Consider the following 13,139-nt stretch of genomic DNA (forward strand, 5'->3'; position numbering starts at 1 on the left):
GTGACATCAAACGTGGTTGACACCACAGGATTAGACCCATCGTTAGTAGAAAGTGTAATTGTTTGCACAGTTCCTGCACCACTAATTACAGTTCCTGCAACAGGCGATTGTGTAACAGTTAATGTCCCACAATTATCATTTGCTGTTGTTAAGGTTGTATAATCAGGAATAGTAAAATCACAGCTCGTATCTAAGTTTTCATTTCTATCAGCCACTGCAGTAAGCGAAGGCGAAATATTATCAATAAGCGTGACATCAAACGTGGTTGACACCACAGGATTAGACCCATCGTTAGTAGAAAGTGTAATTGTTTGCACAGTTCCTGCGCCACTAATAACAGTTCCTGCAATAGGCACTTGTGTAACGGTAAGTGTGACACAATTATCATTAGCAGTAGTTAACGTTGTGTAATCAGGAATAGTAAAATCACAGCTTGCATCTAAGTTTTCATTTCTATCAGCCACTGTGGTAAGTGTAGGCGCAATATTATCATTAAGCGTGACATCAAACGTGGTTGACACCACAGGATTAGATCCATCGTTAGTAGAAAGTGTAATTATTTGCATAGTTCCTGCGCCACTAATAACAGTTCCTGCAACAGGCGATTGTGTTACAGTTAGCGCTGCACAATTATCATTAGCTGTAGTTAAGGTTGTATAATCAGGAATAGTAAAACCACAACTCGCATCTAAGTTTTCATTTCTATCAGCTACTGAAGTAAGTGTTGGCGATTCATTATCAATAACATTAACAGTAAACGTGCAAGAGTTTCCCGAAGGAGCATTTAATATATCACGTTCTTCATATGTCACAATTGTACTACCTAATGGAAAAACATCTCCATTACCATACGCGGTTATTAAAACCATGTTTCCTCCAGGAATATCTGTTGTTGGAATGGTAAAATTTACAACAGCATCACAAGTACCAGCATTAACATTAGCTGTAATAGGACCTGAAGGGCAATCTGAGATAGTTAAATAATTATTAGTGCTAACAACATCTAATTTGCGTGAATCTCCAAATGAATTGTAAACAAAACATACAGATATAGCAAAAAATAAAAACTTAGAGTATAAGTGTTTCATTAATTTAAGGTTATAGTTCAGCTAAGCAAAATGCTTAGAAAAACAGTTTATAGAAAAATGATTAGGGTTGAAAGGGAAATCAAAATTAGGTGAATACAGATTAAACGATTAAATTATTCGATTAAGTACAGATAAAAACTTCAAATGAAATTGTTAAGATTTAAGAATTAATTTTAATTTATTACTAACATATTTATGAACACTTTTTTATGTTTTATATTATTGATAATAAATAAGTTAAAAAGATGAGTTTAGTGGATTTTTTGATCAAAAATTAGGTAATGTTATTGTAGGATTTTTTCGAAAAAAAAGCCTTTCTATAATAGAAAGGCTTTTTAATACTTTAGTTTCGTTAAAATTTTCAGTTATTCTTTAATAACCTTCTGAACATTTTCTCCGTTATTACTTATTGTTTTTATAAAATATACACCAGCTGCGTATTCGCTAAAATTAATTTCTGCAGAAAAATCATCTATTGTTTTAAATAATATTTGTTTTCCTAAAATTGATGTTATTTCTAAACTTATAATATTACTTGAATTATTAACCTGAAGTATATTCTTAACAGGATTAGGATATATGCTTAAATTAGGTTGCGTAAATTCAGTATCGCTTAAGGTTTCAACGAAAGTAGTATTCCATGTGTTAGTGATAATGGCAGGATTAAAATCGAAATAGATTTCGGCAGTATTCGGAATCACATCTCCTATAGCATAATCTGGAAAAGGTTTCACTTTAAATGTAATAAAACCATGACCTGTCTGCGTATCATCATCTTGAGAAGGTGGTAAATTAACACCAAAGAAATTCCACTCTAATTGTTTACCAACGCGTTCTAACGAATAGGCATGACTAGCATCTAGCATTTTTAAAGTGGATTCATCTAATTGATCATCTAATAAATCTTCAACTTTAATATTAATAGCATTTGCAGTTCCTGTGTTTTCAAAACGGATTGTATAAATTAAGTAATCATCGGTGGTAAATGTAGAGTGTACAATATTTTCACCATGCTTTTCCGTAATATCATTAGGATCATAAGAACCCACAATTGTTTCCGTTAAACTCGATGTATTATTTAATGGTAAAATCTCTCCAGCTAGTACTTCTATATCAGCAGTATTAGTTACCAATTGGCCTAAACTTACGGTTGGTAAGGTAGGCACATACATTTTTACCCAAAGGTGTTTTGTTTCATAAGGTCCTAAATCACTAAAAGTATAAGAAAACCCATTTGATGTTGTGGTTACTGAAGCCACATTAGTAGAGTTCCAATATAGCGTTGATTCATATACATTGAGCAGACTTAAAGCGCTATCCATATTAAAATCAATAGTTCCAGATGTTACTGTTTCATGTGAATGATTAGTGTAGCTCACGTAATTCCAATAATTAAAACCAGGAATAGGTGGTCTCCATGATGCTGATACATCAATAGACAAATCATCGTATGGTGTTGCCGTAATAGGAAAATCATAAGTTGTAATTCCGGAACCTACAGGAACCGAAATATTAGAATAACTTGTCGTTGTAGAATTGTAAGCAGCATAATCTGGATCTACAGTATAAGCTAAATTATATGTCGTTGTTGGATTAGATTCATATAAATAATGAGGCGATACAAACAAATTATGCATAATACCATCATTGTTAATTTCGTAATTAAACTGACCTAAAGGATAATTAATTTCATTAGTTTCTTGTATGCCATTACCATTACTATCTACAAAAGCATTAAGTTCTAAACCGTCAGATTGTTGTAAACTGAAATTCTGAGACTGATAGTATAAATACTCTATTTGTTCATTTCCGTAATAGGTACCGTAAAAATGTGCACCTTCTAAGTTACCATCGTAATATCCAAAATTAATATCATCTTGTGTAATAATGTGTAATGCGGTAAACGTAGTTGTATCGGTAAGGCCTGCGCCTAAGCTTGCTAATGGTCCACCAACAATATCTAGGTCTTGATAAGGCACTTCCGCATCTATATTGGTAATAGCTGCGTTTCCGTTATTGGTTACTGTGTACTCATATTCAACAGTATCTCCAACACTTGTATAGCCATCGCCATTAAAATCTACATACGTTACAGTATAGTTGACCTCTAAAGGAGATACAACAATAATAGTAACCCAAGCTGTGTCGCAACTTGTTGGGTTTGCTGTCTCGCAAATTTGATATTCTATACTGTAATAACCTAACGGAACACTAGAAGGGACTGTTAAAAGTCCACTAGAATCTAGAGTAATGCCCAAAGAATTGTTACTAAGCATTGTTAAGTTTATATCAGCTAAATTTACAGGTAATCCTTCAAAAGTATCATTATCTAATACATTTAAAGACGTACCAACTTCTAAAATTGAAGCTATTGGGTCTGCTTGTGCATTTATAGCATAATTATCTATAATGAAAGCTTCAACGGAATAATTGGTGTTATATGTATTACCTGAAGTTATAACGGCATCAATGAATAAATTTTCATCATCTTCATCTAGCTGGTCTAAAACTGTAGGATAACTATAAACCTCATTATAATTGTGATATTGACCAGCAGGAATTGTAATATTTATAGTTGAGGTTGTATAATCAGAATTATCAGCTGTACCATTAGTGGTAGTAATTTCAATTTCAGTATCAACAGGACTTGGATGTGTTAATCTTGGTGTAAATTTAAGATCAAATCCTTCTTCTGCTGCGATACTATCTGAATATGGTTGGTTATCATTACTATAATAAGGCCGAATACTAAAATCTGGCATGCCATCATTATCAATTATAGTTAAAGACCCAGTTTCAGAAGCATTTGTGGTGTTTCCGGACATCACAGTGCCTGTGTAGTTAAATGATTCTTCTGGTTCATCTAATGTGTCGTCCGTTGTGTAAACCTGAAAATTCACACCAATATCTCCTGCTTCAATAGTTTTTGTCTGAGTAAGGCTAGTATAATCAGAGTTATCAGCCGTTCCATTAGACGTTGTGATTTGTACAGTAACATCAGAATTAAATACTCTATCTAAATTAGCATAGACATAAGCCGAATTTCCTTCTGTTGTATTACCATAAGAAGACAAAATTAGGGTTGGTGTTGTATCATCATCTAAAATGGTATAAACAATATCAATACTATTATTTGTTGTGTTTCCAGAGGTTATAGTTGCTGTTATATTAAATGTTTCATCGGCTTCCGTTGCTGCATCTTGCAACGAAACAACAGGTATATAAATAGAACGTTCTCCAGCAGGAATAGTTAAGGTTGTTGAAATTGCGTCGTAGTCCGAAATATCTGCTGTATCATCACTACTAACTATATTAAAAGTGACGTCAGTACTAAAATAATTACTAAGAATAAAAGAATGATATGTTGTTTGGCCTTCAACAATACTTCGGGAAGTCGTAGAGTTAACTGTTGGCGTAGTATCATTATCATAAAGATATATAATTCTAGAAATTTCAGAATTATTAGTGTTGCCAGACGTTACATTAGCTTGTATATTAAAATATTCATAATCATCTTCAATCGTAGAATCATTGTTTGTAGGAATACTTAATGCGCTACTACTTAATTGACCTGCAGGAATAGTAACTGTTGTATTAAGAGGTGTATAATCACTATTGTCAGCCGTGTTTGCTAGTGTAGATACATCTACAATAACATCAGTTGTAGTTGCGCTATACATGCTAACGGTAAAGGTATACGTATTACCTTCAATTACAGAATAGCCGCTTCCTCCATTGGTTATGTAAACCGTTGGGCCTTGAGCAAAACTAAATATGGAATAAAAAACAAATAGAAATAGAAGTGATAATTTTTTCATGATGGATTGGTTTGATAACTAATAGACGATAAATTAATCAAATGGTTGCGTTAAATTAAGTGCTATTTTTAACTTTAATAACATATTGGATTCTATAATTATAACAGCTAAAAATAAAAAACTCCTACCTAAGTAAGAGTTTTTTAATCTGGTATTCATTATTTTAACTTCTTCTAAACGCATAAGAACCAATGATATCCTTAAGTTTTAGTTTTAAATCTTCGCCTGTATCATAGACCATTTGTTCGTCTGTTGGGAAACGCATTTGTCTTTGGTTGATAAGCGAAATGTCATCTTTATGTAACGCTCTTTTATCTCCTTTATATGTCCCAAATACATTTTCAAATACAAATCCACTATCTATAGCAAAAGAATTTATAGTTTGGTTTTGTTTTAAATCTGTATAAACCACATCAGCAATTACTTGTGCTGATTTTGTTTGTAAAACTTCCGTAAATCTAGCCTTAACAGTTATAATTTTATCAATTTTAATATCGTTACCCAAACTGTCTTTTTTTACGTTTCCGTTTCTATCTAATTGGTATTCCCAACCATCAACAATTTGTTTTTGTCTTAAAATCTGTGTTTCGTTAATACGCTCTGGCGAAATGTTTATTTGCTTTAATTGCAATGCCATGGCAAAATCATAATCTATAGTTTCACTCGTGTTAGTGTGATATGTTGTCCAAAAATCATTTAAACCATAGGTGTTAAAATCAATTAAATCGGCTTCTAATTGTTGTGGAATAAACTGTTGTGTTTGGTTCTGCACAGAAACGTACACGTAATCCATACCAGCTTCATGCGCTTCTGTAATTAAGCTTCTATTTTCTTCAAAATTAGGATTAATTTCTTCAATATAACTGAAAATACCATGCGCTTGTCTTGCATTATACTTATCGCCAGAATCTAATAATGTAATCCCTTGGCCAATTAAATACTCAGAGGTTTTGTATCTGTAATCAACAATTTCTGAACTGTAATCATTAAAATCTAAGTTCAGTGTTTTGCCATTTATCTGCAAAGGCATCACACGCTTAATAGCATTTTGTCTTTCTTCTAAATCTACATATATAGAATAAATCGTTTTAAATTGTTCTGGGTTCCCATCTTTTTTAAGATGAGCCACATCATTTAAATTTTCTTCTAAAACTTTATAGTAGGCATCCTCAAGCATCACAATATAATCTTGCTTTCGGTTTTTGTCTTTATTGTTTTCAAGTTTTCTTAACGCTTCAGAAATAGCTTCGTCATAATTTCCATTGCTAATGGCGCTTTCAATTTGTTTTTTGGCACTACAAGATATTAGTACCGAAACAAGGACTGTTAAAAGTAAAAATCTTTTCATAATGTTAGGTTTTATTGGTTATGTAATTAGTAATTTCAATTATGGTGCCAAACTTTAAATTGAACGTCACTTCGAGTGATTTGTGAGGCACGAACAAATTGTATCGAGAAGCTTTTTTAAACATATTGTTCTCGATACAAAATTGCTAAAAAGAAGCAATTTCACTCGAACTGACGTATGGTTTCAATTTATAATTGTATGTCACTTGAACTGACGAATAGAATATATTTTTGTTTCTTTGCAAATCAATTGAAAGTACTATGTTTAATACGGAAAACGGTTGTTTTCATCCTTTAGAATCACATTCGGAAAAACTTCCGAAACATTTTACATTTCCGTTTTATTACACACCACATCCACTTTGTATTAAAGCTGCAGATGCGGTAAAAACATATTTAACTACACAGCAAGATTTTGAACATAATTTTGGTCTAGACGAATCAAAAAAAGGTTTAAAACTCGGAAAAATGTTTGGTGTAATGTTAGTTGAAACTTCAGAAGGACAACTAGGTTACCTCACAGCATTTTCAGGAAAATTAGCAGAAAGCAATCATTTAAAAGGATTTGTACCACCTGTTTATGATACTTTAAACAAGGATGGTTTTTACAAGCAAAATGAAGCACATTTAAATGATTTAACAGCTGAAATAGAACAATTAGAACAAAATCCTGAAATTGAAAAAGCCTTAAAAAAATTAAAGAGTTTAAAGCTTGAAAATATTCAAAAACTTGAAGATTTTAAAACTAAGGCAAAAGCCGAAAAACAAAAAAGGAAACAGCGTAGAGTAGAAGCAGAGCAACATCTTTCAGATACAGAAAAAGCACTATTTTTTGAAGATTTAAAGCAACAAAGTATTCAGAGTAATATAGATTTAAAATATTTAAAACTTCATCTTGAAGATGCGCTGAAAAAAGCAGAAAATGATGTAGCCGAATTACAAAATCCAATTGAAGCTTTAAAATTAGAACGAAAAACATTGTCTGCGCGTTTGCAAAAGGAAATTCATGAACATTATAAATTTCTAAATGCTAAAGGCGATACTAAAGATTTAATCGCAATTTTTAATAGTACAGATTTAGGAAAACCACCTGCAGCAGCTGGCGAATGTGCTGCACCTAAATTGTTTCAGTATGCTTATCAAAATAAGTTAAAGCCTATTGCAATGGCCGAATTTTATTGGGGAATTTCGCCAACCAAAGAAGTTAGAAAACACGGACAATTTTATCCATCTTGTAGAGGACGATGCGAGCCTATTTTAGGTCATATGATGCAAGGTTTAGACGTAGAACCAAATCCTATAGAATTGGCTGGTGTGTTTAATGGCGAACTAGAAATAATCTACGAAGACGATTATTTATTACTGGTTAATAAGCCTCATGAGTTTTTATCCGTTCCTGGTAAAACTATTAAAGATTCTGTTTTAACTAGGATGCAAGCGTATTTGCCAAATGCTACAGGGCCATTGTTGTTGCATCGTTTGGATATGTCAACTTCTGGTTTATTATTAGTAGCCAAGAATGAAAGAACGCATAAAAAACTTCAAAAACAGTTTATTGAACGCACTATAAAAAAGCGCTATGTAGCCTTGTTAGATGGAATTTTAGATGCAGAACAAGGCATTATAGATTTACCTTTAAGAGTAGATTTAAACAATAGACCAAGGCAATTAGTTTGTTACGAACACGGTAAAAAAGCTACAACTAAATTTAAAGTGGTTGAGGTTGTGGATAATAAAACAAGAATTCATTTTTACCCTATTTCTGGAAGAACACATCAGTTACGCGTGCATGCAGCGCATCAAAAAGGTTTAAATATGCCTATTGTTGGCGATGATTTATACGGAAGAATTTCTAACCGATTACACCTTCATGCAGAGACATTAAGTTTTGAGCATCCTATTAAAAAAGAGTGGGTTAGTTTTAGTTGTGAAGCTCCTTTTTAGTTTGCAGTTCTCAGTCGCAGTTTTCAGTCACAGTCTCAGTTTTCAGTCACAGTCTCAGCTTTCAGTTGGTACTAGAAAGTGTACAGTGAAAAGTAGAAAATAAAAAGTATAAATTGTAAAGTGTAAAGTGTAAAGTTAAAAGAGACTTGTGATTAGTTAAATGTATAGAGTTCTAGTGTTTGTTGAAATATGTTTAATAAAAAAGAAGATTAAAGTTATTTCTCTCTAATCTTCTTTCAATTTTTTTTAGCAAACTGCAAACTGCAAACTGCAAACTGCAAACTGCAAACTGCAAACTGCAAACTGCTTATTTCTTCTTTTTCTTAGAATCAAATACAGGTAATAATTTCGTTTTTACAGAACCAAAACCAATTCTAATATCATCTTTTTCACAATAACCTCTCATAATAACTGTATCGTTATCATTGATGAATTTACGTTCGGTGCCATCTTTTAGCTTTACAGATTTTGTGCCTTTCCAACTTAATTCTAACATAGAACCGTAAGAATCTGGTGTTGGACCAGAAATTGTTCCACTTCCCATCATATCTCCAGAGTTAATAGGACAACCATTAATGGTATGGTGCGCTAATTGCTGAGACATGTTCCAGTACATATATTTAAAATTAGATTTTGCAACCGTTGTTTCTTTAGCACCTTTTGGCTGTATACCTACTTCTAAATTAATATCGAAACTCTTTTTTCCTTTAGTTTGAAGATAGTCAAGAGGCTTTGGGTTTTGCTTTGGACTTTCAGTTCTAAAAGGCTCTAAAGCATCCAAAGTTACAATCCAAGGCGACATTGACGATGCAAAACTTTTACCTAAGAATGGTCCAAGTGGTACATATTCCCATTTCTGAATATCGCGTGCAGACCAATCATTAAATAATACCAATCCAAAGATATATTCTTCAGCTTCTTCAATAGGAATTGGTTCTCCTAAATCATTAGCATCTGTTGTAATAAAAGCCATTTCTAATTCAAAATCCACCAATTTAGAAGGCCCAAAAACAGGTTGCTCAGCATCTGCAGGTAACGTTTGTCCTTGTGGACGATGGATAGGAATTCCCGAAGGTATAATAGAAGAACTTCTACCATGATACCCAACTGGCATGTGTACCCAATTTGGTAACAATGCATTTTCTGGGTCTCTAAACATAGCACCTACATTAGTGGCATGCTCTTTACTTGCGTAGAAATCTGTGTAATCGCCAACTTGTATTGGTAATTGCATTTCAATTTCATCTAAACGAAATAAAATGGTTTCTTTATGAGGTACGTTATTTTTTAAAGTATCATTTTCAGCATCAAAAATTTCAGCAATTCTATTTCTTACTAAACGCCAAGTTTTTCTACCATCAGCAATAAAATCATTTAAAGTATCTTGTAAAAAGATATCGTCTGTTAACGGAATACCTTCAAAATAACCCAACTGATGCAAAGCACCAAGGTCTATCGCAGTATCTCCAATTCTGGTTCCAATAGTAATTATGTCGTCTCTAGTTAAGAAAACACCGAATGGAATGTTTTGAATTGGGAAGTCTGATGATTTACCGACATGTAACCAAGAGGTTCTGTCTGGATTATTGGCTGATAATGGCATATTTCTATTGTTGATTAAATGTTCATTAATTTCTATTCAAACCTACATAATTTTTGATATTTAAACTAATGTATTCACTATTTTTGTACTGATTTAACAAACACATTATATATGCAACGCGACGAACAAATTTTTGAACTTATAAAAGCAGAAAACGAACGCCAGATTGATGGTATAGAATTAATAGCATCAGAAAACTTTGTTAGCGACCAGGTCATGGAAGCTGCAGGTTCTGTATTAACTAACAAATATGCAGAAGGTTATCCTGGTAAGCGTTATTATGGAGGTTGTGAAGTAGTTGATGAAGTAGAAAATATTGCCATTGATAGAGCAAAAACATTGTTTGGCGCTGCGTATGCTAACGTTCAACCGCATTCAGGTAGTCAGGCAAACACAGCTGTTTTTCATGCATGTTTAAAACCAGGCGATACTATATTAGGTTTCGATTTGTCTCATGGTGGACACTTAACGCATGGTTCTCCTGTTAATTTTTCTGGTAAATTATATAATCCTACATTTTATGGTGTAAAAAAAGATACAGGTTATATTGATTATGATATGCTAGCTGACCAAGCTAAAAAAGAGCAACCAAAATTAATAATTGCTGGTGCTTCTGCATATTCTAGAGATATCGATTTTGCTAAGTTTAGAGAAGTTGCTGATAGTGTAGGTGCTGTTTTATTAGCCGATATTTCGCATCCTGCAGGCTTAATTGCAAAAGGTATTTTAAACGACCCAATGCCACACTGTCATATTGTAACAACTACAACACATAAAACGTTACGTGGACCAAGAGGTGGAATGATTATGATGGGCGAAAATATTGATAACCCATTTGGTATTACATTAAAGAATGGTAAACTTCGTAAAATGTCTGGTTTATTAGATTCTGGTGTTTTTCCAGGAAATCAAGGTGGACCGTTAGAGCATATTATTGCGGCTAAAGCCATTGCTTTTGGAGAGGCTTTAACGGATGAGTTTTTACATTATATGTTACAAGTTAAGCACAATGCTGATGCTATGGCAAAAGCGTTTGTAGCTAAAGATTATAACTTAATTTCTGGAGGAACGGATAACCACATGATGTTAATTGATCTAAGAAATAAAAATATTACTGGTAAAGATGCAGAGAATGCCTTAGTAAAAGCAGATATTACAGTGAACAAAAACATGGTGCCTTTTGATACAGAATCTCCTTTTGTAACGTCTGGAATTAGAGTTGGTACACCTGCAATTACAACAAGAGGTTTAAAGGAAACTGATATGCCTTACGTTGTAGATTTAATTGATGAAGTATTGACAAACTACCAAGACGAAACGGTGTTAGCTGGTGTTGCTGAAAAAGTGAATGCTTTAATGGGTGGACGCGCTTTGTTTAATGCTTAATACATTAACGCTGTCATACTGAACTTGTTTCAGTATTTCAATTTAAAACATACTATAATTACAAAAAAGCCTTTCAATTTATTTTGAAGGGCTTTTTTTATAAATTAAAATAAGATTTAATGTGAGTGAAATGGCTATAACGATTCCTATTATGATTAAGTGTTGTGTAGATAGATTTTTAAAATCTGGTCGTCTTATCTTTTCTACAACGGCTATAACAAAAGGAATTGCAGCTAAGCAATTAAAGGTTAGCCATAGATACTTTATAATTTCAATAGCAAATTTTGAGTAATTGAGTTTAGATTTCATCTATAGGTGTTAATCTTCAAAAGTAGTATGAATATATGCACCAGCATCAATAGCACTTGAAGATCTTACGCCTCCAAGAATATCTAAATTTATTAAATAATCAGAACTACCAATACCCTTGGCACCAGAGTCAAAACCAATACGCATTAAGTTTTCGTAAGGATCTTCAAAATCAGGGAGTTGGTTGAAAATGTTTCCTTCAAAGAAATTAGTGTCATTGAAGACGTAATTTCCAGTGTTCTCAAGAATGTCATTATCAAATCGGATTAAGCAATTATTAAATTTAAAATTAAATACACTGCCTTCATTTTCAATAGTTAATTCAGGATTATCATTACCATAAATTATACAATTATTAAAATTGGCTTCTGATAACTCATTTGTAAATACGGTATTGTTTTCATCCACTAAAAAATCATTTAGAAGCAAGGCTGTATAATCCCTAAAGCTTGTATTCCAATAGTTAGCGATAGTACAATGTGTAAAGTTGTATTTACCTCCAAATGTGCCTGCAAAAGAAGATTGGCCACAATTATTGATAACTAAATTTTCTGCTTTTATAGATGTTGCTCTTCCTAAAATACCAAAGCTACTCACATTATAAATTTGAGAATTTGTAATGGTTAATTTATCGTTTATCGCGTTTTGATTGCCTTCAGATAATATGCCAATAGTAGCATTTTTTATGGTCGCATAATTAATAGAGTTGTTTTCGCTTCCGTTATAAAACCAAATAGTTCCCCATTGTCCGGGAATATCTTCATATAAAGGTTCTAATCTGTCACCTTGTAATATAACTTCGTTTTCTAAAGTGTCTTGATCTGCACTTAAGTCGCCATTAATATTTAAAGTAGCACCATCAGTAACAATTATGCCAGAATCCGCATGAAAATGCACACGTGCCCCAGCTTCCATGATTAATGTTTTACCAGCATCAACACCAGCATAACCATAAATCACATATGGTTTTTCGTTGGTAAACGTGAGTTCCTCATCTGTTAGAAATCTGCCTTGTAGAGCAGTTTCGTCTGGTGTTCCGTCGCCATCAACATCAAAAGTTAGCGTTTCTATGATATAGGTGTTATCTTCTTCATTCAATTCTCTATTAGGATAAATAAACACAGCATCTTTTACCAAAGTAACAACGTCGACGTCTTGCTGAATACTTCCTGAATCAAAAAGAATTTTATCTGTATATAAAAATTGATTTTCTAATGCACCTAAATGGGGAGAATTAATATCGATAGTAGTTTCAATAAATATAAACAAGCTATCATTTGCTAACAACTCTACATCTTCAAAAAACTTTCCGATCTGCTCATCATTTTGTACACCCGTAGAACCATCTATATTCATTCTGTAAAGTGAGTTTTCTCCATTCTCTAACTGAATCGTTGGGATTACAATATCTGTATCACTACGATTATACACTTTTAGATTGTACGTGCTAGAACCAATTGTTGAGAAAACGGTGTCTAAATAAATAGTGTCTTTGGCGAATTGTAAATTACCAGTGTTAGGAGAGAATTCAAAATCATCACGACAAGAACTCCAAAATATTAATATTCCGAAACAAAGTAAAAATGAGAGCAATCGCTTCATAAAGTGGTTTATATAATTAAGGCTTAAAAATATAACTTTTGA

Annotated in this window: 8 protein-coding genes; 2 read left to right on the forward strand and 6 right to left on the reverse strand. The window is 32.8% G+C overall.

The window, feature by feature from the left end; genetic code table 11:
- From Q0891_RS16685 to Q0891_RS16695, 3 genes are all read right to left on the reverse strand, one after another.
- A partial coding sequence (locus Q0891_RS16685) for an HYR domain-containing protein (RefSeq protein ID WP_299103475.1) occupies positions 1-1,088 on the reverse strand: 1,088 nt, incomplete at its 3' end.
- Positions 1,089-1,453: 365 nt separating this feature from the next.
- Complete coding sequence (locus Q0891_RS16690) at positions 1,454-4,906, reverse strand: Calx-beta domain-containing protein (RefSeq protein ID WP_299103476.1); 3,453 nt, start codon at positions 4,904-4,906, stop codon at positions 1,454-1,456.
- Between the two features lie 163 nt (positions 4,907-5,069).
- Positions 5,070-6,254 (reverse strand): hypothetical protein, encoded by a 1,185-nt coding sequence (locus tag Q0891_RS16695; RefSeq protein WP_299103477.1) that lies wholly within the window; start codon positions 6,252-6,254, stop codon positions 5,070-5,072.
- Between the two features lie 260 nt (positions 6,255-6,514).
- Here Q0891_RS16695 and Q0891_RS16700 point away from each other — a divergent pair, with 260 nt between their 5' ends.
- On the forward strand, positions 6,515-8,197 hold the full coding sequence (locus Q0891_RS16700) for an RluA family pseudouridine synthase (RefSeq protein ID WP_299103478.1): 1,683 nt from the start codon (positions 6,515-6,517) through the stop codon (positions 8,195-8,197).
- A 307-nt stretch (positions 8,198-8,504) separates the two neighbouring features.
- Here Q0891_RS16700 and fahA read toward each other — a convergent pair whose 3' ends face one another.
- On the reverse strand, positions 8,505-9,800 hold the full coding sequence (gene fahA / locus Q0891_RS16705; RefSeq protein WP_299103479.1) for a fumarylacetoacetase: 1,296 nt from the start codon (positions 9,798-9,800) through the stop codon (positions 8,505-8,507).
- Between the two features lie 111 nt (positions 9,801-9,911).
- Between fahA and glyA the strand changes: the two genes are divergently transcribed.
- Positions 9,912-11,186 (forward strand): serine hydroxymethyltransferase, encoded by a 1,275-nt coding sequence (gene glyA / locus Q0891_RS16710; RefSeq protein ID WP_299103480.1) that lies wholly within the window; start codon positions 9,912-9,914, stop codon positions 11,184-11,186.
- A 78-nt stretch (positions 11,187-11,264) separates the two neighbouring features.
- Here glyA and Q0891_RS16715 read toward each other — a convergent pair whose 3' ends face one another.
- Both Q0891_RS16715 and Q0891_RS16720 read right to left on the reverse strand, forming a co-directional pair.
- A complete protein-coding gene (locus Q0891_RS16715) occupies positions 11,265-11,495 on the reverse strand; it encodes a hypothetical protein (protein ID WP_299103481.1) in 231 nt (76 codons plus the stop codon).
- Positions 11,496-11,504: 9 nt separating this feature from the next.
- A complete protein-coding gene (locus Q0891_RS16720) occupies positions 11,505-13,097 on the reverse strand; it encodes a right-handed parallel beta-helix repeat-containing protein (RefSeq protein ID WP_299103483.1) in 1,593 nt (530 codons plus the stop codon).
- Between the last annotated feature and the right edge of the window lie 42 nt (positions 13,098-13,139).

It is taken from the genome of uncultured Winogradskyella sp. (assembly GCF_947498005.1).
Classification (GTDB): domain Bacteria; phylum Bacteroidota; class Bacteroidia; order Flavobacteriales; family Flavobacteriaceae; genus Winogradskyella.

What these genes read in the sequence shown, in the direction of transcription:
- Q0891_RS16700 (WP_299103478.1), top strand. Translation starts at nt 6,515, where the DNA reads ATGTTTAATACGGAAAACGGTTGTTTTCATCCTTTAGAATCACATTCG.
- Q0891_RS16690 (WP_299103476.1), bottom strand. Translation starts at nt 4,906, where the DNA reads ATGAAAAAATTATCACTTCTATTTCTATTTGTTTTTTATTCCATATTT.
- Q0891_RS16715 (WP_299103481.1), bottom strand. Translation starts at nt 11,495, where the DNA reads ATGAAATCTAAACTCAATTACTCAAAATTTGCTATTGAAATTATAAAG.
- fahA (WP_299103479.1), bottom strand. Translation starts at nt 9,800, where the DNA reads ATGCCATTATCAGCCAATAATCCAGACAGAACCTCTTGGTTACATGTC.
- glyA (WP_299103480.1), top strand. Translation starts at nt 9,912, where the DNA reads ATGCAACGCGACGAACAAATTTTTGAACTTATAAAAGCAGAAAACGAA.
- Q0891_RS16720 (WP_299103483.1), bottom strand. Translation starts at nt 13,097, where the DNA reads ATGAAGCGATTGCTCTCATTTTTACTTTGTTTCGGAATATTAATATTT.
- Q0891_RS16695 (WP_299103477.1), bottom strand. Translation starts at nt 6,254, where the DNA reads ATGAAAAGATTTTTACTTTTAACAGTCCTTGTTTCGGTACTAATATCT.